Source organism: Streptomyces sp. NPDC102467 (assembly GCF_044765445.1).
Lineage (GTDB): Bacteria > Actinomycetota > Actinomycetes > Streptomycetales > Streptomycetaceae > Streptomyces.
This window is the reverse complement of record NZ_JBIWKA010000001.1, coordinates 218860-238521: the sequence shown is the minus strand read 5'-3', so window position 1 is coordinate 238521 and position 19662 is coordinate 218860. Positions and strand designations below refer to the sequence as shown.

The following is a 19662-nucleotide window of genomic DNA, read 5'->3' as shown; positions in this document are numbered from 1 at the left end:
ACATACCCGTTCGGTCACGGCTTGCGCACCCGGTACTGCAGGTGCAGCACCCGGTCGCCCTGGATCACCACATGCGGGTCCTCCAGGAGGCGCTGGGCGTCGGCCGGGCCGAAGTAGCGCTTGCCGGAGCCGAAGACGACGGGGACGACGTCCATGGCCACGATGTCGACCAGGCCGAGGGCGAAGGCCTGGCCGCCGATGTCGCCCGCGGTGATCGCCACGGACCGGTCGCCCGCGAGTTCCCTGGCGCGGGCGACGGCCTCGGCCACGTCACCGGCGAAGTGGTAGTGCGAGGCCTCGGGGTGCCAGTCGGCGGGCCGGGGGCGGTGCGAGACCACGACGACGTGCTCGCCCGCCGGCGGCTTCGCGTCCCAGCCGTTCGTGAGGTCGAACAGGCGCCGACCCATGATCGTCACGCCGAGGCTCGCCCACATCGGCCGGGTGTAGTCGGCGGACGCCTTGGAGATCCGGAAACCGCCGCCGTCACCGAGCGGCTCATCACCATTGCCGTACCAGTCGAACAGCGGTCCGACCTGGTCGTCGGCATCGGCGATGAAGCCGTCCACGGAGACGACCGCGTGCATCAGTACAGGGCTCATACCTGTACGACCGGGCGCGCCCGCAAAACTCATCGCGGGCGCGCTCATGAGAAGGCCGGGGAAGCCCTAGGAGCGCTCGGGCGCCCGGCCGGCGTCGGCGCCGACCGGCTCGGCCGGCGTCTTCTCCTTGAAGTCGACCTTGCCCATGTGCCGGTTCATCGACTTCATCAGGCCCCAGACGGCGAGCGCCATCACGGCGAAGACGATGAAGCCGAGCACACCCGGAGTCACCTTGTTCTCGTCGACCTCCTGCGCGGCAAGAGGGACGAGATGGGTCATTGCCAGATTCGATGTCACATCAGGCATTGTGACGGACGCCCGCGAAGAGGTCGTCCTCGGGGAGGGAGGTATCGACGAGCGACTTCGCCAGCTCGTACTCCTCGGTGGGCCAGACCTCCTTCTGGAGGTCCATCGGAACGCGGAACCAGCCGCCGTCCGGGTCGATCTGCGTGGCGTGCGCGATCAGCGCCTTGTCGCGGATCTCATAGAAGTCGGCGCACGGAACGTGCGTGGTCAGCGTGCGCTCGACCCGCTCGAACTCGTCCCAGCGCTTGAGCCAGTCCGCGTACGGCGACTCCATGCCCCGCTCGATCATGGCGTGGTGCAGCGCTTCGGTGCGCGGCCGGTTGAAGCCCTGGTTGTAGTAGAGCTTGCTCGGCTGGAAGACCGGGCCGAACTCCGCCTCCGGGTACTTCTCGGCGTCGGCCGCTCCGTCGAAGGCCACCATCGAGATCTTGTGGGTCATGATGTGGTCGGGGTGCGGATATCCGCCGTTCTCGTCGTACGTCGTGATGACCTGCGGACGGAAGGAGCGGATCTGGCGCACCAGACGCCCTGCCGCGTGGTCGACGTCCTCAAGGGCGAAGCAGCCCTCGGGCAGCGGCGGCAGCGGGTCGCCCTCGGGCAGTCCGGAGTCGACGAAACCCAGCCAGTCCTGCTTGACGCCGAGGATCTCGCGGGCCTCCTCCATCTCCTTCCTGCGTACTTCGTGGATGTGCTCCTCGATGTATTTGTCGCCCTGGAGCTTCGGGTTGAGGATCGAGCCGCGCTCGCCTCCCGTGCAGGTCACGACATGCACGTCCACCCCCTCGGACACGTACTTGGCCATCGTGGCCGCGCCCTTCGACGACTCGTCGTCGGGGTGGGCGTGAACGGCCATCAGTCGCAGCTGCTCAGTCAAGACAAGATCCTTGGTGAATTAAGGCGCCCTGGTGTGATTCGGCGCAATGGGCGCTTCTATAGTGACCGAACCGGGGGGCGGAAAATTCCGGTGCCCGGATGTTGGCGGGCGAGGCGAGAGGAACTGGCCGATGAGCGCCGTGCAGCAGCTGCCGGAGGGCCGCTACGGATCTTCGCGCGCGGCCGACGCCCGCGCGGACCGGAAGCTGAAAATCGCCGCGATCGTGCTCGGCGCCCTCTTCGCGGCCATGATGTGCTGGTTCGGCTGGTACTACGTCGCGGGCAACAAGTTCAGCGGCGAGGTCATCGCCTTCAAGGCCTACGACGACACCGTCAAGGTCCATCTGGAGATCCGCAAGGACACCGGCGCGAGCGGCTACTGCACGATTCGCTCGCAGGACGCCGTCGGCGCCGAGGTGGGCCGCGCCGACTTCCGCTTCGCCCAGCACACGGACCGGATCGACAAGGTCGTGACGCTGCGCACGGCGGGCGGCAAGGGCACGACCGCGGAGCTCGTCGGCTGCCACGCCGAGTGACGCGCCCCGGCCGCGCACCAGTACCTCGATGCTGACCTGCGTCGACGCAAAACTGATGCCTTATGTCCTCCCCGTTCGACCGCGGAATTGTTAGGCTCGTGGTTTCGCCCACCCGTGAGGGAACATCCTTCTGGGTAGGGCGATGCTTTGTATTCCCCCAGTACCTACGAGGAGCGACCTGTGACCCAGACCAGCGAAGACGTCACCTGGCTGACGCAGGAGGCGCACACCAAGCTCAGGGACGAGCTGGCGTACCTGTCTGGTCCCGCGCGCGAGGAAATCACCGCGAAGATCGCGGCGGCGCGTGAGGAGGGCGACCTGCGGGAGAACGGCGGGTACCACGCGGCCAAGGAGGAGCAGGGCAAGCAGGAGCTCCGCATCCGCCAGCTGACCCAGCTCCTGGAGAAGGCCAAGGTCGGTGAGGCGCCCGCTGCGACCGGGGTCGTCGCACCCGGCATGGTCGTCACGATCGCTTTCGACGGCGACGAGGACGACACCATGAGCTTCCTGCTCGCCTCCCGCGAGTACGCGAGCTCCGAGATCGAGACGTATTCGCCGCAGTCGCCGCTGGGCACGGGCGTGAACGGCAAGAAGGTCGGCGAGGACGCCGAGTACGAGCTGCCGAACGGCAAGTTCGCCTCGGTCAAGGTCCTCACGGCGGTGCCGTACAGCGGCTGACGCCGTTCGTGACATACGAGTCGTGACGAGGCCCCCGCAGCGACCGCTGCGGGGGCCTCGTCGTGGCACGGCCGCTCAGGCCGTCGCGTTGCGGTACTTGCGGACCGCGAGGGTGCGGAAGACCACGATGATCAGGACGGACCAGAGCAGCGACGCCCACACCGGGTGCTGCATGGGCCAGGCCGAGGACGTGGAGACCCCCGGGTTGCCGAAGAGCACCCGGCACGCCTGCACGGTCGCGCTGAAGGGGTTCCAGTCGGCGACGTGCCGCAGCCAGGGCGTCATCATGCCGGTGTCCACGAACGCGTTCGAGATGAACGTCACCGGGAACAGCCAGATGATCCCGCCCGAGGTGGCCGCCTCCGGTGTGCGTACGGACAGGCCGATGAGCGCGCCGATCCAGGTGAACGCGTAGCCGAGGAGGAGCAGCAGGGCGAAGCCGCCGAGGATCCGGCCGGCGTTGGTCGGGTCCGGTGTGCCGGTGCGCCAGCCCACGAGCAGGGCGACGATCGCGAGGACGAGCAGCGTGATGGAGGTCTGCACGAGGTCGGCCACGGTGCGGCCGGTCAGGACCGCGCCCCGGCTCATGGGGAGCGAGCGGAAGCGGTCGACGAGCCCCTTCTGCATGTCGTCGGCGATGCCCGCGGCGGATCCCGCCGTGGCGAAGGTGACCGTCTGGGCGAAGATGCCCGCCATCAGGAAGTTCTTGTAGACGCCGGGGTCGGTGGAGCCGCCGACGCTCATGGAGCCGCCGAAGACGTAGGTGAAGAGGACCACGAACATCACCGGCTGGATGACCCCGAAGAGGATCATTTCCGGGATGCGTGTCATCCGGATCAGGTTGCGCTTGGCGACGACGAGCGAGTCCCGGACGGACTGGCCGATGCCGCCAGCCGCCCGCGGCGCGCGTACGGAGTCGGTGACGGTGCTCATGCTGCGGCCTCCTCGGCCCGGCCCGGCTCCTGCGACTCCTGCGGCTCTTCCGCCAGGTGCCCGGTGAGGGAGATGAACACGTCGTCCAGGGTGGGGCGGCGCAGGCCGATGTCGTCGATCTCGATGCCGCGGGCGTCGAGCTCGCGGATCACTTCGGCGAGCAGTTTGGCGCCGCCGGTGACCGGGACGGTCACCTTGCGGGTGTGCTGCTCGACGGTGGCCTCGCCCTTGCCGAAGCCGGCCAGGACGCCGTGGGCGGTGTCGATGTGCTCGCGCTCGTGCACGACGACCTCGACGCGCTCGCCGCCGGTCTGGGCCTTGAGCTGGTCGGAGGTGCCGCGGGCGATGACGCGGCCGTGGTCGACGACGCAGATGTCGTGCGCCAGGTGGTCGGCCTCTTCCAGGTACTGGGTGGTGAGCAGCAGTGTCGTGCCGCCGGCCACCAACTCCTGGATGATCTGCCACAGTTGCTGCCGGTTGCGCGGGTCGAGGCCGGTGGTCGGCTCGTCCATGAACATGACGGGCGGCGAGACGACGAGTGCGGCCGCGAGGTCGAGGCGGCGGCGCATGCCCCCGGAGTACGTCTTGGAGGGGCGGTCGGCGGCGTCCGCGAGGTTGAACCGCTCCAGGAGTTCGACCGCGCGGGCCTTCGCCGCTCTGGCCTTCATCTGGTAGAGCTGGCCGACCATCTGCAGGTTCTCGCGGCCCGTCAGGTACTCGTCGACCGCGGCGAACTGGCCGGAGAGACCGATCGAGCGGCGTACCTCGTTCGGATGTTTCCGTACGTCGATGCCCGCGACGAGCGCCTTGCCGCTGTCCGGCGTCAGCAGGGTCGTCAGGCAGCGCACCGCCGTGGTCTTGCCCGCTCCGTTCGGCCCGAGCAGGCCCAGGACGGTGCCTTCTGGTACGTCCAGATCGACCCCGTCCAGAGCTCTTACGTCGCCGAAGGTCTTCACCAGACCTTCGGCGTAGATGGCGCCTGGCATTGGTTCCCCCATGGGTTGGTGAGTGACCGGTCTACCGAGGTGGTGCCTGTACGTGGAGCCATATATGCAGCTTTATGTGAAGAAAGTCTAGTTATGCCGGAACAGCGTCGCCCGATGAGCGTGTGAACGCGCGGAGCGAGCGGAAGGAGCACACGGTATCGCGATGTATCGCGTTTGCTCAACCTGTTTTACGTCAGCCTGTCTTACGTCAGCCAGTTCAACGTCAGCCGATGGCCGGGGCGATGACCGTATAGCCCGCGCTGCGCAGCGCCGCGCCGACCTCGGCGCAGTGCGCGGGCCCCTTGGTCTCCAGGTGCAGCTCGACCTCCACCTCCGTGAGGCCGAGGCGCGGATCGGTCCGCACGTGGCCCACGTCGAGGACGTTGGCGTCCGCCACTGACAACACCTCGGCGATCGAGGCCAGAGCGCCGGGGCGGTCGGTCAGCCGCACGCGCAGCGAGAGGTAGCGCCCCGCGGCGGCCATGCCGTGGGTGAGGACGCGCTGCATGAGGAGCGGGTCGACGTTGCCGCCGGAGAGCAGCGCGACCACCGGGCCCTCGAAGGCGCCCGGCTCGCTCAGCAGCGCCGCCACGGGGCTCGCGCCCGCCGGTTCGACGACCATCTTGGCGCGCTCCAGGCACAGCAGCAGCGCGCTCGACAAGGCGTTCTCCGACACCGTACGGACCTCGTCGACCAGGCCGCGGACGAGCTGGAAGGGCACGTCACCGGGCCGTCCCACCTTGATGCCGTCGGCCATGGTCGTCGGGTGCGGGACGGAGACGGGCCGGCCCGCCTCCAGCGAGGGCGGGTACGCGGCCGCGCCCTCCGCCTGGACACCGATCACCCGCACGTCGGGCCGTACCGCCTTCACCGCGACGGCGATGCCCGCCGCGAGACCGCCGCCGCCGATGCCCACGACGATGGTGCGCACCTCCGGGCACTGCTCCAGGATCTCCAGGCCGAGCGTGCCCTGGCCCGCGACGATGTCCGGGTGGTCGAAGGGGTGGATGAAGACCGCGCCGGTCGCCTCGGCGTACTCCTGCGCCGCGGCGAGCGTCTCGTCGACCACCTGCCCGTGCAGCCGCACCTCCGCGCCGTAGTCACGGGTCGCGGCGACCTTCGGCAGGGGCGCGCCGACCGGCATGAACACCGTGGAGCGCACGCCCAGGAGTGAGGAGGCGAGGGCCACGCCCTGCGCGTGGTTGCCCGCGCTCGCGGCGACCACCCCGGCGGCCCGCTCCTCGGGCATCAGCCCCGCGATGCGTACGTACGCGCCGCGCAGCTTGAAGGAGCCGGTCCGCTGGAGGTTCTCGCACTTGAGGTGAACCGGGGCGCCGAGCAGCTGCGACAGGTGGTGGTTGTGGGCCATGGCTGTCATCCGTGCCACTCCGGAGAGCATCTTCTGGGCACCGCGTACGTCGTCGAGGGTCACGGCGGGCAGAGGGCGCGGCAAGGAGTCAGACGCGTTGTAGCTCATGACCGAAGTCTCGCAGCTCACGGCGCACGTCTCTCGGGATGTTCACGCTCCGAGACCGGATTGCGCAGCGCAGGTACGGCCAGCGCTTTCGCCGCGTACCCTGTGGCCCAATCCAGTGCAATCCACCACCCACGCATGAAGTGAGCCCCCGGCCATGCCCACACCACAGGAAACGATGGACATGATGACCGCCGGCGACACCGGCCTCCTCGAAACGCTGCAGCACGAGGTGGCGGTCTTCGCCCGTCGCGCCGAACAGACCCGGCTCGGCGGAGTCGGGCAGGTGCGCAATTCGATGGACCGCGCCGCGTATCTCCTGCTCAACCGCCTCGACAAGGAAGGCCCGATGGGCGTCAAGGCGCTCGCGTCGAGCATGGGGATCGACTCCTCGACGGTGACCCGCCAGGTCGCCCCGCTCGTCGACACCGGCCTCGTCAAGCGCACGTCCCATCCGGAGGACGGCCGCGCGGTCGTGCTCCAGCTGTCGCCGCGCGGTCTGTCGCGCCTCGACGAGGTGCGCTCGTCCCGGCGGGAGCTGATGGCGCAGCTGACGGAGGAGTGGGAGCCGGAGGAACGCGAGCAGTTCTGCGCGCTCCTCACGCGCTTCAACACCGCGCTGTCCGCACGCCAGTCGGGCCAGCCGGCGCCCCCCGCCGACTCCGGCACCGACTCCTGAGCCTCCTGGCTCCCTGCGCCACCGCCGCGGCTCCCGCCTCTTGACCAGGGGGCCGCGGCAGGCCTCATATGAAGCGTGCGCGAACGGCAGGCGTCCAGGAACGCCCGCCGGGCCCGGGAGTTCGAGGCGTTCGTCGCGGGCGCGGCAGGGCGGCTGCTGCATGCCGCGACCCTGCTCACCGCCGAACCCCACGCCGACAACCCGCGCGCGCGAAAGCTGCTCACGGCCGCTCTCGCCCGTACGTACTCGTCCTGGGACCGTCTTCGGGGTGAGGATCCCTACGACTGCGCCCGTAAAGAACTAGGCGTCCGCTTCGCGCGCGGGGCGTGGCACCGGCACCGCGGGCACGGCGGCGTGTTGGCGCATCTGACCCCGCAGGAGCGTCTGGTCCTCGTACTGCGACTGTTCGAGGGCATCGGCGAGGAGCAGGTGGCGGCGCTGCTCGGGCTGCCTCTGATCCGCGTACGGGCGCTGCACGCGCGCGCGATGGCCCTCGTCCTGCACCCTCCGCGCGACCCCGGGCCCGCCGGGCTGCACGGGGCGGCACCGGCATGAGCCGGCAGGAGCGCGAGGAGGCGACGGTCCGCGCGGTGCTCGACGCGGCGCCGCCGCCGACCGTGCCCGCGGAACTGTGCGGGGAGGCGATGCGCCGGGGCGGGCGTGCGCTGCGGCGCCGCCGGATCGCGCGGCGGCTTGCGTGGTTCGTGCTCTGCACCGCGGTGGTGGCGTTCGCGGTGTGGGCGACGATGGCCCGCCCGTGGGTGGAGCCGCCCTCGAAGACGACCCCACCCCTGACGGGTTGGTGAACTCCCTCACCTAGGAAGGGAGTTACTTGTTGTCGAGCGCCTGCTGAAGGTCGGCGAGCAGGTCGTCGACCGACTCGATGCCCACGGAGAGGCGGACGAGGTCGGCGGGCACTTCGAGGGCCGAGCCCGCGACGGACGCGTGCGTCATACGGCCCGGGTGCTCGATGAGGGACTCGACGCCGCCCAGGGACTCGCCGAGCGTGAAGAGCTTCGCGCGGTTGCAGACCTCGACCGCCGCCTCCTCGCCGCCCTCGACCTGGAACGACACCATGCCGCCGAACGCCTTCATCTGCTTGGCGGCGATCTCGTGGCCCGGGTGCTCGGGCAGGCCCGGGTAGAGGACCTTCGTGACGCGCGGGTGGCGGGAGAGCATCTCGGCGACGCGGGTGGCGTTCTCGCTGTGCCGGTCCATGCGCACGGGCAGCGTCTTGATGCCGCGCAGGACGAGCCAGGCGTCGAACGGTCCGGCCACCGCGCCCATCGCGTTCTGGTGGTACGCCAGCTCGTCGGCGAGCCCCTGGTCATTGACGATCAGTGCGCCGCCGACCACGTCCGAGTGGCCGCCCATGTACTTCGTCAACGAGTGCACGACGATGTCCGCGCCGAGGGCGAGGGGCTGCTGCAGGTACGGGCTGGCGAAGGTGTTGTCGACGACGAGGCGGGCGCCGGCCTCGCGGGCCACCTGGGCGACGGCGGCGATGTCGGTGATGCCGAGCAGCGGGTTCGAGGGCGTCTCGACCCAGACGGCCTTGGTCTTCGGGGTGATCGCGGAGCGCACGGAGTCGACGTCACTCGTATCGGCGACGGACCACTCCACGCCCCAGCGCGTGGCGACCTTGTCGAACAGGCGGAACGTGCCGCCGTACGCGTCGTTCGGGATGACCACGTGGTCGCCGGGGCTCAGCAGCGCCCGCAGCAGGCAGTCCTCGGCGGCGAGCCCCGAGGCGAAGGCGAGGCCGCGGCGGCCGCCCTCGAGTGCGGCCAGATTCTCTTCCAGGGCGGTCCGTGTCGGGTTGGCGCTGCGGCTGTACTCGTAGCCGCCGCGCAGGCCGCCGACGCCGTCCTGCTTGTACGTGGAGACCTGGTAGATCGGCGGGACGACGGCGCCGGTGGCCGGGTCGGCCGTGTTCCCGGCGTGGATGGCGGTCGTCTCGAACCCGCGGGGGGCGCCGTGATGGCTGTGGGTGTCGCTCATGTGCCCCGAGAATAGTGCTCCGCGGTCCTCGCGCCGCCTCGGTTAACTTTGAAGGCATGGGAATTCTCTGGGTCCTGATGGCCGTGCTGATGATCACCTGGGTGGTGATGCTGCGGCGGCGCGGCGGTGGTGGCGGCATCCGTCAGGTCGCCCCGGGCTCGCCCGACGCCGCCGACCCGGCGAACTACGGCTTCGTACGGCAGGAGGAGCTGGACGTCCGCCTTCCGGGCCCCGACCAGGATCTCCTGAACGTGATGGCCGTCGTACAGCGCAATCAAGATTTCACGGCCGCTTCGCAATTGCTCGCCGGTACAGGCAAAGAGACCGAGACCAGGTGGGAGCGGGTGCAGGCGATCGCGGGAGCCGCCGCCATCGAGCTGCAGCAGACGCCGCGGCTCGGCGCCGGGTGGTTGCACGCGTGGCGGTCGCAGCAGCCGAAGGACGCGGGCGGGGCGCAGGTCTTCGCCGAGTTCCTGGTGCAGCAGGCCTGGCGCAACGGCGGCACTCCGGACGAGCAGCGGATCATCCTGGAGGAGGCGCGGGCCGCCTGTGAGCAGGCCGCGCTCCTCGCCCCCGGCGACCCGGTCCCCCACATCACGCACCTCGCCGTGGCACGCGGCCTCGGCTACTCGCGCCCCGAGTTCGAGCAGCTGTGGCTGAAGATCCTGGACACGGCCCCCGGGCACATGGGGGCGCACCTCGCGGGCCTGCGCTACTGGACGGAGAAGTGGCACGGCTCGCGCGAGGAGGCGTTCGCGTTCGCCGAGGCCGCGGCGGCGCGCGCCCCGCGCGGTTCGCTGCTCGCCGCGCTTCCCCTCTTCGCCCTGTACGAGCACATGCCCGACCTCAACCTCGTCCGCAACTTCTACGAGAGCGAGGTCGTGACGAAGGCGCTGCACGGCGCCCTCTTCGCGGTGAGCGCGGCCCGCCCCGACGACCCGATGCTCGCCCACGTACGCCACCTGCTGGTCTTCTTCCTCGTCCGCAGCGAGCGCTGGGCCGAGGCGATGCAGCAACTGCTGCGCGTGGATGGGCATGTGGGGGCGATTCCGTGGACGGCGGAGGAGGACCCGGCGTCGTCGTATGCGGTGTATCGGGCGCTGGCGGTTGCGGGGTATGAGGCGAATGGGGGGAGTCCGGCGAGTTTGCGGGCCTGAGCGGAGGCGGGGCGTCTGCCGTCGCCGGTGGCTTCTACGCCGCGGGCTCGGCCGCAGGTCGCTGAACCTCCAGGACGACCGCTGTCCCGGCCACGGACCGATCCTCGTGCATGGTGATCACTTGGCCGGGCCGAAGGTGCTGCCACTGCTGAGGACTCAGGGGAGCGAGCCTCACCGGGGCTCTCCCACCAGGCTCCAAGAAGGGCGTGAACTCCACCCAGAGCGCGGCAATGTTGAGGTCGGGATCGCCGGTCGGGGTTCGGTTTCCGATGTTCCACATCGGTCGCAGGACGCCGGCACCGGTGATGGGCGACTGCCGTCGGGCTTCGGCGGCCGGGCGGAGGGTGAGGTCGGCTCGGATGATGCCGACGCGGGTCTCGTAGCAGCGCCAGTGGCACCAGGCCGCGCTCTTCTCCAGCCGCATCTGTTCGGCGGCAGTGGCCAAGTTCTCCCAGAAACTGAGCGAGAGCGACGCTTGGGCATCACCGAGTTCTTCCAGCAGCCCGAGGGCCACCTCCCACTCGTCCCGGATGAGGTACTCCCAGACGTCGTTCACCGTGAGGTCGTTCTCGGTAGCGCCCTCCTCGGGCACCAGCAGGGAGGCTGCCTCCAGCAGCGCGGGAATGTCCATGTCCCGATTCTGGACCGGCTCCACGACCGGCACGGCGGCTGACTCCCGACTCATCCGCCCGACCCCTGACGGGCCGCCGCCCCGGGCACGTTCGTGCCGATCAGCGGGCGGCCACGCCTGCGATGAACGCCGACCAGGCCGTGTCGGCGACCACGACGACCGGGCCGGTGGGATTCTTGGTGTCTCGGACCGGGACGATGCCGGGGGTGCCGTCGGCGACCTCGACGCAATGGCCTCCGTCGCCGTTGCTGTGGCTGGACTTGCGCCAGCGGGCGGCACCGGGGAAGTCGCGGGCCACCTCCACGCAGTCGCCGCCGTCACCGTTGCTGTAGCTGGACTTGCGCCAGCGGGCGGCACCGGGGAAGTCGCGGGCCACCTCGACGCAGTTGCCGCCGTCGCCATTGCTGTAGCTGCTCTTGAACCAGAGCGCTTCACTCAAGTCGGTCCGGCTGTCTGCCATTTCGATATTCCTCTACCGCTGCCTCGATCATGGCCAGGGACACGTCCGGTGCCTGAGCGACGGCCCTGAGTCGATCGTATGCCTTTCGATACTGCTTCACGAGAGCCGGATCGTCGGTGGTGGTACCGCTGTACGAAGCCTCCGTGTAGACGAGCGGCGGCGCGTCATCGAAGGCCATGAGCATGATCGACGCGGCCATGAGGGGATACGGCCCACTCTTCCGCAAAACAAGTTGCGGAACGATCCGGTGCCGGTTGGTCAACTCCGCGATGCGGTCGAGCTGTGCGGCCATTTCGTGCGGCGGGACCACCGGGTCCGTCAACAACGACTCGTGCAGGACCGCCCAGTACTCGGGGGTGTCGTGGTTGGCGTCAAAGAGGCTGGCGCGGGAAAGGCGGGCCGTGACCTTCTCCTCGATCCAGTCGTCGGCCGCCATGGGGTGAGCCGATCTGACCTGCGCCCGCGCGTACGGACCGAGTTGGAGCAGGCCGGGGATGGTGCTGGGGCACCACTCCTCGATGCTCTCCGCATGCCGCTCGGCCTCCAACACCTGCTGGAAATACGCGGCATGCGGCCCCCTGCGCGCCTTGCCCACATCCTCGCAGCACCGCTCGAAAAACCCATCAGTGCCCAGTACTTGATCCACATGCCGGGCCAGTTCCAGCGGCATCCGCCGCTCGCCGCGCTCGATGTCGCTGAGGTGCGACTTTCCGTAGAAGCTGCCCTCGACGGTCTCCTCCAGGGAGAGCCCCGCGCGCTCCCTCTTCCACCTCAACTCCTTGCCATAGAAGGTCGGGACGCTCATCGAGCCGTCGATGTCCTTACGTCGTGCCATCGCTCACCGCCAGGTATTTCCGCAGTTCGTACTGCGTACTGGAAACGCTGTTCACGGTACGGAGCCCGACGTCACAGTGTGAGCGAATCGTCACAGCGTGCTCAGGAAGGTGACCCGCTCATGCCCCACCACCGCACGGCCATCGCACTCGATCTGCTCGCCACACCGGAATCCGTACCCGAAGTCCGCCATCATCTGCGCGCCCACAGATACGAAGTCCGGCTCTGCGCAACCGAGTTGATGACCAATGTCATCGACCACCTCGGCGACGGCACACCCGTCTCCGTCCGGGTACACGTCACCGGCGACGGACACACCCGCGTCGAGGTCACCGACCCGGATCCGCGCGCCCTGCCCGTACTCATCCACGCCTCACTGACAGACGAATGCGGGCGAGGCCTCACGATCATCGGGGCGCTCGCGCTGCGATGGGGCGTGGAGCAGGGGGATCGCGGCAAGACCGTGTGGTGCGAGCTGGCCGCCGAAGGGGCACCATGACGCGCCTCCTCCTCGCGCTGTTTCTGCCAGGTACCGGCGCCCGCCGCAAACGCCCAGGACCTTTCAGTACGGCCTACGCCGAACCAACGCCCTGAGACGTCCCCGCCGCGGCGAACGCGTCGGCGATCGGCGCGATGAGCGACGCGAAACGGCGGGCACCCTCGTTGCCGATCGGGGTCCACAGCGCGGCGCAGTGCTTGTCCGTTTCCACCTCGATCCGCTCGCGCGCCGCGCTCCCCGCGTCGGTGAGCGTGGCGTCGGAGTCCAGCCAGCCGCGGGCGACGAGACGTGCCGTCGCCGCGCTCCACTCCTCGTCGTCCCACTGGCGGGTCGTTCGCACGAGAGCCGTCGGGAGGACGCCTGTCGCGGTGTGCAGGACGAGGCAGTCGCACGGCCCGAGGCCGTTGTCGGCGAGCACGACGAGGTGCGCGTCGCCGCGCCATTCACGCGCCACCGCGATCTGCTGCCACAGCGCGACGAGCGGATCGGACGGCAGCGCGACCGACGCGTTCGCGGCGGCCAGCACCTTGCCCGCGTAGTCGGCGCCCTCGACGACCGGGTCGATCAATGAGCGCGCCTCGGCGAGTTCGTCGGCCGGGATACGCACGCCTACGCGTCGCATCGCCCGCTCGGCGGCCAGGAAGCGGGCGGCCTGCCACCGCTCGGGCGGCGCGGCGTCCCACACGCCCGCCATGGCCCGCACCGCCCGGGGGCTGAAGTTGTAGAAGGCCGCAAGCGTGACCTGCCACGGGACCGCGCCCATCGCGGCCGACCGGAACGCCAGGTACGCCGGTCCGGGATCGGTCACGCCGAGCGCTGCCGCTTCCTCCGCGCTCTCCGGCGCGAGGTAGATGAACAGGTGGGCGGCGCTGATGGCTCGGCTGACTTCGCGGACGGTGTTCAGGTCCACCGAACCCTCGCCGGAGCAAACGGAGGCGGGAAGGTCGTCGAGGTGCATCGTGGTTGCTCCTTCTCGAAGTCAGGCGGAGGTCTCGGCGGTGGCGATCAGGACCGCTCGGCCGAGGATGTGACCGGCCATGGTGAAGCCGAGGACGGCCGGGGTCGCGTCGGCCGGGACGCCTATGGAGGCGGTGTCGAGGGCGTGCACCACGACGAAGTAGCGGTGCGGACCGTGTCCGGCGGGCGGGGCGGCACCGATGTAGCGGGCCGCGCGGGCGTCGTTGGGCAGTTGGTAGGCGCCCTCGGGCAGGCCCGAGCCGGTGTCGCCGCCGGCACCTTCGGGCAGCTCGGTGACCGTGGCGGGGATGTCGGCGACCGCCCAGTGCCAGAACCCTGCCCCGGTGGGGGCGTCGGGATCGTAGACGGTGACGGCGTAGCTCTTGGTGCCGTCCGGGGCGCCGCGCCAGGAGAGCTGCGGGGACAGGTCCCTCCCGCCGGGCAGCCCGGACGCGTGCTGCTCGGGCGGCCAGGCGGCGCCGTCGGCCACGGTGGTGCTGGAGACGGTGAAGGACGGCGCCTCGGGGAGACGGGCGAAGGGATCGTTGGCGTTCACTCGGGTGTTCATGGAATCGACAGTAACAGCAATAATCGATTATCTAACCGATCGTCTACGCTGAGGTCATGACCGTGACGCCTCACAGCCCGGCCCCCTCCGGGACGCAGAAGCAGAAGCAGATGCTTTCCGAGCAGGTCTACGCACACCTGCGGGACGCGATCATGCGCGGGGACTTCGCCCCGGGTGACGCCCTCAAGCCGCAGGACCTCGCCAGGGCGCAGGGCGTGAGCCTGGCCGTCACCCGCGAAGCGCTGGTGCGGCTGGCCGGTGAAGGGCTCGCCGACCGGCTGCCCAATCGCGGATTCACGGTCCCGGCCTACTCCGACCGCCGCTGGCAGGAGATCGCGGAGGCCCGCCGCACCATCGAACCCGTCGTGCTGCGCATGTCGGTCGAACGCGGCGACGTCGACTGGGAGGTCCGCGTGCGGGCCGCCCACCACCGCCTGGTCCGCACCCCTGCATACGCGCCGGAGGAGGGCGAGTACTACACCAGCACCTGGGCCGAGGCCCACCGGGTCTTTCACCGCACACTCCTAGAGGGGTGCGGCAATCTCGCCCTGCTGGAGACCTTCGACCGGCTGTGGACCGCCAGCGAGCTGACCCGCCGCTGGTCGGCTCAGCGCAACCCCGGCCGCGACGGCGCGAAGGAACACCGCCTGCTGGAGGAGGCGGCGCTGGCCCGCGACGCCGACACCGCGGCCGAGGTCCTGACGCGGCACCTCACCATGACCGCCGCGGCTCTGACCGACGGCCCCGACCCGGGCCGGACCAACTGATCCGGACCGGCTGAGCCAGGCCGACCGAGCCAAGCCGACCGAGCCAAGCCAACCGATCCGGCCGACTAATCCGCTGAAGTCCGCGTTTACGCGCACCGCACGTTCGGTATATCGATCGCCCTTCGGTTTTTCGGACAGATCTGCGTCCAAGTTCTTGACCGGGCGGCCCCGGACTTCTTCACTGGCCACCGCCGACACCGTCGTCGCGCCCGACCCCACGGACTCCCCCGCACCCCGAGGACCGGTACGCATGCCCCGTAACGGAATAGCCCGTCCGTCCGCCGCCGCCCTGTCGCGGCGGCACCTTCTCGTCGCCGGAGCGCTCACCGTGGCGGCCTCCGCGCTGCCCTCCCCGGCACATGCGAACGCCCGCCCCGAAAACACCGTCTACGACGGCTACCTCTTCGTCTACTTCACCGGCGAGGGCACCGCCGACGGCGAGCAGATCCATCTCGCGCTCAGCCGGGGCAACGACCCTTTGCACTGGCGGGAGTTGAACGGCGGGAAGCCCGTGCTCAGTTCCGCGCTCGGTGACAAGGGCGTGCGCGATCCCTTTGTGATCCGGGCGCCCGAAGGGGACCGGTTCTTTCTCATCGCCACCGACCTGAGGATCTACGGCGGTGCCGGCTGGGACGAGGTTCAGCGGCACGGCAGCCGGTCGATCATCGTGTGGGAGTCGGCCGACCTGGTGAACTGGAGCGAGCCGCGCTCCGTTCGGGTGTCGCCGGAGCGGGCGGGCAACACCTGGGCGCCAGAAGCCTGTTGGAGTACGGAGCTCGGGGCGTACGTCGTCTTCTGGGCCTCGAAGCTGTACGCCGACGACGACCCGCAGCACACCGGGGACACGTACAACCGGATGCTGTACGCGACGACCACGGACTTCGTGACGTTCAGCGAGGCGAAGGTGTGGAACGACCCCGGGTACTCCGTCATCGACTCCACCGTCATCGCCCATGACGGGACGTACTACCGGTTCACGAAGGACGAGCGGTCGGCGGACCAGTCGGCCTGCGGGAAGTTCATCCTGGAGGAGCGGGCCACCGACCTGCTGGACACGGAGTGGGAGACGGTCTCGGAGTGCATCGGCAGCGGCGCCATGGCGCAGGGCGAGGGGCCGCTCGTCTTCAAGTCCAACGCGGAAGACAAGTGGTATCTGTTCGTCGACGACTACACCGGCGGCGGCTACATCCCCTTCGAGACCGGTGACTTGGCCGGCGGCGCCTGGACCAAGGCCGCCGACTACCGGCTGCCCTCGGCGCCCCGGCACGGCACCGTCCTGCCCGTTACCCGCGCCGAGTACGACCGGATAAACACCAAGTGGGGCGTCGCGCCCGTGCTCGCCGACCGGGACGGGCTCGTCGCCCACTGGCCCCTGAAAACGGGCGCCGACGACGTCTCCGGGCACGGCTACCACGCCACCGCCACCGGCGACGCGAGCTGGGCGGGCGGCGCGCTGGTGCTCGGCGGGGCGGGCGGCCACATCGCGCTGCCCGACAACATGCTGGCCGGGGTGGACGCGGTGACCGTGGCCGCCGATGTGTGGGTGGACGCGGACCAGCCGACGCCGTACTTCCTGTACGGGTTCGGCAACACCGGGTCCGACGGCAGCGGCAACGGCTACCTCTTCGCGACCGGCGGCACCGCCGACGACGGCTTCCGCGCCGCCCTGTCCGACGGCAACTGGAGCAAGGAAGAGGCCGCGAACGCCAACAGCGGGCTTCCGCGCGGGCGTTGGGTCAACGTCACGTACACCGTCGACGGCGCCACCGCCCTCCTCCACCTCGACGGCGCGGTCGTCGCGCGCAACACCGCGATCACCCTGACGCCCTCGGACATCGGCGGCGGCCGCACCACCGCGAACTATCTGGGCAGATCCCTGTACGCCTCGGACCGGACGCTGAAGGGCCGCCTGCGGGACGTCCGGCTGTACAACCGGGCGCTGTCGGCCGACGAGATCGCCGCATTGCCGTCCAACGCGACCCGCATCCGGGACGTGGAGGTGAAAGAGCTCAAGGTTCCCGCCATCGTGGACAGCGAGAACGACGGCGCGAGCGGGAGCGGGAGTGTCGTTCTGCCCGTCGAGCCAGGCACCGATCTGCGGCGCCTGCGACCGGAGTTCACGCTCGCGCCCGGCGCCCGGATCAGCCCGGCGAGCGGTCGGCGAACGGATCTGCGCAAGCCGGTGACGTACACCGTCACCTCGGCCGACGGCGCGAAGAGGAAGTGGCGGGTGTCGGCCGTCGAGTTGCGCACCCCGGTGCTGCCGGGCTTCCACGCCGACCCCAACATCGTTGCCTTCGGCGGCACTTACTACATCTACGGGACCACGGACGGGTTCGACGGCTGGAGCGGCACCCGCTTCAGCGTCTGGTCGTCCAGGAACCTCGTCGACTGGACGGACCGCGGCGTCATCCTCGACCTCGGCAAGGACGTGAGCTGGGCTGAGTCCCGCGCCTGGGCGCCCACCATCGCCGAGCGCGACGGCCGGTACTTCTTCTACTACTGCGCCGAGGCCCGGATCGGCGTCGCGACGGCCGACTCCCCCACCGGCCCGTTCACCGACAGCGGCAAGGCCCTGATCACGGCCAACCCCGACGGCCAGGGGCAGGCCATCGACCCCGCCGCCTTCACGGACGACGACACCCGGACATATCTGTACTGGGGCAACGGCTCGGCATGGGTGGCCCCGCTGAACGACGACATGGTGTCCTACGAACCGTCGAAGGCCCGACAGCTGCACGGCCTTACGGACTTCCGCGAGGGTCTGTTCATGGCCCGGCGGAAGGGCCTCTACCACCTGACGTACTCGATCGACGACACCCGTAGCGAGAACTACCGGGTCGGGTACGCCACGTCGACCACCCCGTACGGCCCCTTCACCTACCGCGGTGTGATTCTCGAGAAGGACCCCTCCCGGGGCATCCTCGGCACCGGGCACAACTCGCTGCTCCGGGTGCCGGGCACCGACGACTGGTACATCTGCTACCACCGCTTCGCACTCCCCGACGGCGACGGTACGCACCGCGAGACCACCATCGACCGGGTGACGTTCGGGGCGGACGGGCTGCTGCGGCCGGTCACGCCGACGCTGGACGGAGTGCGGCCGCGGCGCATCCCCTGACAGGTCCTTACGACGCGTCGCGCATGGCCGCCGCCGTACGCGACGCGTCGTAGTCGGCCGGCACGCCCTCCACGAAGACCAGCTCCCCGGGGATGTGCTCGGTGCGCAGCGGCAGGATCTCCTGGTAGGCGGGGGACGCGTACCAGTCGTGGGCGTGGGCCAGGTCGGGGAACTCGACGATGACCAGGTCGCCGAGGCGCTCGCCCTCCACCCACTCGCCGGTCTTCCCGTGCGAGAGGAAGCGGCCGCCGTACGGCGCGAAGGTGCCCTGGATACGCTCGATGTATGTGAAGACGTCGGGGTGCAGCGGGGGTGTGGGGCGCAGCACGGCTATGGCGTAGGCGGTCATGGAGAAGCCCTCCTCGGGATCCGGCGGGGTGGAGTGGATGACTCGCATCCTGCCGGAGCCCGGGGAGGGCGTCGATTACCTCACGGGTAAGGCCCGAGGGCTCAGATCGTGGCCGCGTCGATCACGAAGCGGTAGCGCACGTCCGAGTTGAGGACGCGCTCGTACGCCTCGTTGACCTGGCTGGCCTCGATCAGCTCGATCTCGGAGCCCAGGCCGTGCTCGGCGCAGAAGTCGAGCATCTCCTGGGTCTCGGCGATGCCGCCGATCATCGAACCGGCGAGGGTCTTGTTGCCGCCGATGAGGGAGAACAGGTTGAGGGAGATCGGCTCCTCGGGGGCGCCGACGTTCACCAGGGCGCCGCCCGTCTTGAGCAGGCTCAGGTACGCGCCGAAGTCGACCTGCGCCGACACCGTGGAGAGGATGATGTCGAAGGTGCCCGCGAGGTCCTTGAAGGTCTGGTCGTCGCTGGTGGCGTAGTAGTGGTCCGCGCCCAGCTTCAGGCCGTCGTCCTTCTTGCGCAGCGACTGCGACAGGACGGTGACCTCCGCGCCGAGCGCGTGCGCGATCTTGACACCCATGTGGCCGAGGCCGCCGAGACCGACCACGGCGACCTTCTTGCCGGGGCCCGCGCCCCAGTGCTTGAGCGGGGAGTAGGTGGTGATGCCGGCGCAGAGCAGCGGGGCCGCCACGTCGAGGGAGATGCCCTCGGGGATGCCGACGGTGAAGGCCTCGTCGACGACGACCTTCTGCGAGTAGCCGCCGTAGGTGGGCTCGCCGTCCTTGCCGACGGAGTTGTACGTGCCGACGTTCCCGCGGACGCAGTGCTGCTCCTGGCCGCTGAGGCAGGGCTCGCACTCGCGGCAGGAGTCGACCATGCAGCCGACGCCGACGCGGTCGCCGACCTTGAACTTCGTCACACCGGAGCCGACCTCGGAGACGACACCGGCGATCTCGTGGCCCGGGACCATCGGGAAGATGGCCTCGCCCCAGCCCTCGCGGGCCTGGTGAATGTCGGAGTGGCAGATTCCGGCGAACTTGATGTCGATGAGTACGTCGTGCTCGCCGACCGTGCGGCGCTCGATGGTGGTGCGCTCCAGCGGAGCCTTTGCGCTGGGCGCGGCGTATGCGGCAACAGTCGTAGTCATGGTCCCCAGCGTGCCTGCTCCGAGCGCATCCACCCAGGTCACCGCTTTACGTACGTCCAGCGGTCCTACCACTGACGGGGTCAGGCTGGTGTGCGTAGGAACGGGAATA

The 19662-nt window shown here is 69.7% G+C and carries 23 protein-coding genes and 1 pseudogene; 9 read left to right on the top strand and 15 right to left on the bottom strand.

What is annotated here, in order from left to right; translation table 11 throughout:
- Nucleotides 1-14: 14 nt before the first annotated feature.
- The 3 genes from ACIREE_RS01050 to mca form a co-directional block, all read right to left on the bottom strand.
- The gene (locus tag ACIREE_RS01050) at nucleotides 15-599 is read right to left on the bottom strand and encodes a dihydrofolate reductase family protein (protein ID WP_404144605.1); all 585 of its coding nucleotides are present in this window, start codon (nucleotides 597-599) and stop codon (nucleotides 15-17) included.
- A 66-nt stretch (nucleotides 600-665) separates the two neighbouring features.
- A complete protein-coding gene (locus ACIREE_RS01045) occupies nucleotides 666-905 on the bottom strand; it encodes a hypothetical protein (RefSeq protein WP_404144604.1) in 240 nt (79 codons plus the stop codon).
- Nucleotides 898-1779: a mycothiol conjugate amidase Mca gene (mca, locus tag ACIREE_RS01040; protein WP_404144602.1), complete on the bottom strand. Its 882-nt coding sequence runs from the start codon at nucleotides 1777-1779 to the stop codon at nucleotides 898-900. Before mca ends, ACIREE_RS01045 begins: the two co-directional genes overlap by 8 nt.
- 130 nt (nucleotides 1780-1909) lie before the next feature.
- Here mca and ACIREE_RS01035 point away from each other — a divergent pair, with 130 nt between their 5' ends.
- Nucleotides 1910-2314, top strand: coding sequence for a DUF4307 domain-containing protein (locus ACIREE_RS01035; RefSeq protein WP_404144601.1), 405 nt, complete (start codon nucleotides 1910-1912; stop codon nucleotides 2312-2314).
- A 180-nt stretch (nucleotides 2315-2494) separates the two neighbouring features.
- On the top strand, nucleotides 2495-2992 hold the full coding sequence (gene greA / locus ACIREE_RS01030) for a transcription elongation factor GreA (protein ID WP_363196776.1): 498 nt from the start codon (nucleotides 2495-2497) through the stop codon (nucleotides 2990-2992).
- Between the two features lie 75 nt (nucleotides 2993-3067).
- Here greA and ACIREE_RS01025 read toward each other — a convergent pair whose 3' ends face one another.
- The 3 genes from ACIREE_RS01025 to ilvA form a co-directional block, all read right to left on the bottom strand.
- A complete protein-coding gene (locus ACIREE_RS01025) occupies nucleotides 3068-3925 on the bottom strand; it encodes an ABC transporter permease (RefSeq protein ID WP_404144599.1) in 858 nt (285 codons plus the stop codon).
- Nucleotides 3922-4911, bottom strand: a complete 990-nt coding sequence (locus tag ACIREE_RS01020; RefSeq protein WP_404144598.1) for an ATP-binding cassette domain-containing protein — start codon at nucleotides 4909-4911, stop codon at nucleotides 3922-3924. The genes ACIREE_RS01025 and ACIREE_RS01020 overlap by 4 nt, the downstream gene beginning before the upstream one ends.
- Nucleotides 4912-5134: 223 nt before the next feature.
- Nucleotides 5135-6388 carry a threonine ammonia-lyase gene (gene ilvA / locus ACIREE_RS01015; RefSeq protein WP_404144597.1) on the bottom strand — a complete coding sequence of 418 codons (1254 nt, stop codon included), beginning with the start codon at nucleotides 6386-6388 and terminating at the stop codon, nucleotides 5135-5137.
- A 175-nt stretch (nucleotides 6389-6563) separates the two neighbouring features.
- On the opposite strand from ilvA, the gene ACIREE_RS01010 reads away from it, so the two are divergent.
- From ACIREE_RS01010 to ACIREE_RS01000, 3 genes are all read left to right on the top strand, one after another.
- Nucleotides 6564-7064, top strand: coding sequence for a MarR family winged helix-turn-helix transcriptional regulator (locus ACIREE_RS01010; RefSeq protein ID WP_404145301.1), 501 nt, complete (start codon nucleotides 6564-6566; stop codon nucleotides 7062-7064).
- Between the two features lie 75 nt (nucleotides 7065-7139).
- Complete coding sequence (locus tag ACIREE_RS01005) at nucleotides 7140-7619, top strand: sigma factor-like helix-turn-helix DNA-binding protein (RefSeq protein WP_404144595.1); 480 nt, start codon at nucleotides 7140-7142, stop codon at nucleotides 7617-7619.
- Nucleotides 7616-7870, top strand: a complete 255-nt coding sequence (locus tag ACIREE_RS01000) for a hypothetical protein (protein WP_404144593.1) — start codon at nucleotides 7616-7618, stop codon at nucleotides 7868-7870. Before ACIREE_RS01005 ends, ACIREE_RS01000 begins: the two co-directional genes overlap by 4 nt.
- Before the next feature lie 22 nt (nucleotides 7871-7892).
- Here the strand turns inward: ACIREE_RS01000 and ACIREE_RS00995 are convergent, their stop codons facing one another.
- The gene (locus ACIREE_RS00995; protein ID WP_404144591.1) at nucleotides 7893-9065 is read right to left on the bottom strand and encodes a cystathionine gamma-synthase; all 1173 of its coding nucleotides are present in this window, start codon (nucleotides 9063-9065) and stop codon (nucleotides 7893-7895) included.
- A gap of 56 nt (nucleotides 9066-9121) precedes the next feature.
- Between ACIREE_RS00995 and ACIREE_RS00990 the strand changes: the two genes are divergently transcribed.
- Entirely contained in the window at nucleotides 9122-10222 is a 1101-nt protein-coding gene (locus ACIREE_RS00990; protein ID WP_404144589.1) for a hypothetical protein, read from the top strand.
- Nucleotides 10223-10256: 34 nt separating this feature from the next.
- Here ACIREE_RS00990 and ACIREE_RS00985 read toward each other — a convergent pair whose 3' ends face one another.
- From ACIREE_RS00985 to ACIREE_RS00970, 4 genes and pseudogenes are all read right to left on the bottom strand, one after another.
- Nucleotides 10257-10853, bottom strand: coding sequence for a hypothetical protein (locus ACIREE_RS00985; protein WP_404145298.1), 597 nt, complete (start codon nucleotides 10851-10853; stop codon nucleotides 10257-10259).
- Nucleotides 10854-10953: 100 nt separating this feature from the next.
- A complete protein-coding gene (locus tag ACIREE_RS00980) occupies nucleotides 10954-11229 on the bottom strand; it encodes a DUF397 domain-containing protein (RefSeq protein WP_404145295.1) in 276 nt (91 codons plus the stop codon).
- Nucleotides 11221-11313: pseudogene (locus ACIREE_RS00975) on the bottom strand (DUF397 domain-containing protein); the annotation flags it as partial. The gene ACIREE_RS00980 and the pseudogene ACIREE_RS00975, both read right to left, overlap by 9 nt.
- On the bottom strand, nucleotides 11285-12148 hold the full coding sequence (locus tag ACIREE_RS00970; RefSeq protein WP_404144587.1) for a helix-turn-helix domain-containing protein: 864 nt from the start codon (nucleotides 12146-12148) through the stop codon (nucleotides 11285-11287). The pseudogene ACIREE_RS00975 and the gene ACIREE_RS00970, both read right to left, overlap by 29 nt.
- Before the next feature lie 120 nt (nucleotides 12149-12268).
- On the opposite strand from ACIREE_RS00970, the gene ACIREE_RS00965 reads away from it, so the two are divergent.
- Nucleotides 12269-12646: an ATP-binding protein gene (locus ACIREE_RS00965; RefSeq protein ID WP_404144585.1), complete on the top strand. Its 378-nt coding sequence runs from the start codon at nucleotides 12269-12271 to the stop codon at nucleotides 12644-12646.
- Nucleotides 12647-12719: 73 nt separating this feature from the next.
- Here the strand turns inward: ACIREE_RS00965 and ACIREE_RS00960 are convergent, their stop codons facing one another.
- A complete protein-coding gene (locus ACIREE_RS00960) occupies nucleotides 12720-13604 on the bottom strand; it encodes a hypothetical protein (RefSeq protein ID WP_404144584.1) in 885 nt (294 codons plus the stop codon).
- Between the two features lie 21 nt (nucleotides 13605-13625).
- Nucleotides 13626-14159, bottom strand: a complete 534-nt coding sequence (locus tag ACIREE_RS00955; RefSeq protein ID WP_404145292.1) for a YbhB/YbcL family Raf kinase inhibitor-like protein — start codon at nucleotides 14157-14159, stop codon at nucleotides 13626-13628.
- Between the two features lie 68 nt (nucleotides 14160-14227).
- Between ACIREE_RS00955 and ACIREE_RS00950 the strand changes: the two genes are divergently transcribed.
- Together ACIREE_RS00950 and ACIREE_RS00945 are read left to right on the top strand one after the other, a co-directional pair.
- The gene (locus ACIREE_RS00950; protein WP_404144582.1) at nucleotides 14228-14938 is read left to right on the top strand and encodes a GntR family transcriptional regulator; all 711 of its coding nucleotides are present in this window, start codon (nucleotides 14228-14230) and stop codon (nucleotides 14936-14938) included.
- 250 nt (nucleotides 14939-15188) lie between these two features.
- Nucleotides 15189-18059, top strand: a complete 2871-nt coding sequence (locus tag ACIREE_RS00945; protein WP_404144580.1) for a family 43 glycosylhydrolase — start codon at nucleotides 15189-15191, stop codon at nucleotides 18057-18059.
- A gap of 7 nt (nucleotides 18060-18066) precedes the next feature.
- Here ACIREE_RS00945 and ACIREE_RS00940 read toward each other — a convergent pair whose 3' ends face one another.
- Together ACIREE_RS00940 and ACIREE_RS00935 are read right to left on the bottom strand one after the other, a co-directional pair.
- Nucleotides 18067-18408, bottom strand: a complete 342-nt coding sequence (locus tag ACIREE_RS00940) for a DUF1330 domain-containing protein (protein ID WP_404144578.1) — start codon at nucleotides 18406-18408, stop codon at nucleotides 18067-18069.
- A 101-nt stretch (nucleotides 18409-18509) separates the two neighbouring features.
- On the bottom strand, nucleotides 18510-19553 hold the full coding sequence (locus tag ACIREE_RS00935) for an NAD(P)-dependent alcohol dehydrogenase (RefSeq protein WP_404144576.1): 1044 nt from the start codon (nucleotides 19551-19553) through the stop codon (nucleotides 18510-18512).
- Between the last annotated feature and the right edge of the window lie 109 nt (nucleotides 19554-19662).

Excerpts from the sequence above, each read along its gene's own strand:
- ACIREE_RS01035 (WP_404144601.1), top strand. The coding sequence starts at position 1,910 with ATGAGCGCCGTGCAGCAGCTGCCGGAGGGCCGCTACGGATCTTCGCGC.
- ACIREE_RS00965 (WP_404144585.1), top strand. The coding sequence starts at position 12,269 with ATGCCCCACCACCGCACGGCCATCGCACTCGATCTGCTCGCCACACCG.
- ACIREE_RS00945 (WP_404144580.1), top strand. The coding sequence starts at position 15,189 with ATGCCCCGTAACGGAATAGCCCGTCCGTCCGCCGCCGCCCTGTCGCGG.
- ACIREE_RS01025 (WP_404144599.1), bottom strand. The coding sequence starts at position 3,925 with ATGAGCACCGTCACCGACTCCGTACGCGCGCCGCGGGCGGCTGGCGGC.
- ACIREE_RS00985 (WP_404145298.1), bottom strand. The coding sequence starts at position 10,853 with ATGGACATTCCCGCGCTGCTGGAGGCAGCCTCCCTGCTGGTGCCCGAG.
- ACIREE_RS00970 (WP_404144587.1), bottom strand. The coding sequence starts at position 12,148 with ATGGCACGACGTAAGGACATCGACGGCTCGATGAGCGTCCCGACCTTC.
- ACIREE_RS01020 (WP_404144598.1), bottom strand. The coding sequence starts at position 4,911 with ATGCCAGGCGCCATCTACGCCGAAGGTCTGGTGAAGACCTTCGGCGAC.
- ilvA (WP_404144597.1), bottom strand. The coding sequence starts at position 6,388 with ATGAGCTACAACGCGTCTGACTCCTTGCCGCGCCCTCTGCCCGCCGTG.
- ACIREE_RS01045 (WP_404144604.1), bottom strand. The coding sequence starts at position 905 with ATGCCTGATGTGACATCGAATCTGGCAATGACCCATCTCGTCCCTCTT.
- ACIREE_RS00960 (WP_404144584.1), bottom strand. The coding sequence starts at position 13,604 with ATGCACCTCGACGACCTTCCCGCCTCCGTTTGCTCCGGCGAGGGTTCG.
- ACIREE_RS01000 (WP_404144593.1), top strand. The coding sequence starts at position 7,616 with ATGAGCCGGCAGGAGCGCGAGGAGGCGACGGTCCGCGCGGTGCTCGAC.
- ACIREE_RS01050 (WP_404144605.1), bottom strand. The coding sequence starts at position 599 with ATGAGCCCTGTACTGATGCACGCGGTCGTCTCCGTGGACGGCTTCATC.
- ACIREE_RS00950 (WP_404144582.1), top strand. The coding sequence starts at position 14,228 with ATGACCGTGACGCCTCACAGCCCGGCCCCCTCCGGGACGCAGAAGCAG.
- ACIREE_RS01010 (WP_404145301.1), top strand. The coding sequence starts at position 6,564 with ATGGACATGATGACCGCCGGCGACACCGGCCTCCTCGAAACGCTGCAG.
- ACIREE_RS00990 (WP_404144589.1), top strand. The coding sequence starts at position 9,122 with ATGGGAATTCTCTGGGTCCTGATGGCCGTGCTGATGATCACCTGGGTG.
- ACIREE_RS00940 (WP_404144578.1), bottom strand. The coding sequence starts at position 18,408 with ATGACCGCCTACGCCATAGCCGTGCTGCGCCCCACACCCCCGCTGCAC.
- ACIREE_RS00995 (WP_404144591.1), bottom strand. The coding sequence starts at position 9,065 with ATGAGCGACACCCACAGCCATCACGGCGCCCCCCGCGGGTTCGAGACG.
- ACIREE_RS00935 (WP_404144576.1), bottom strand. The coding sequence starts at position 19,553 with ATGACTACGACTGTTGCCGCATACGCCGCGCCCAGCGCAAAGGCTCCG.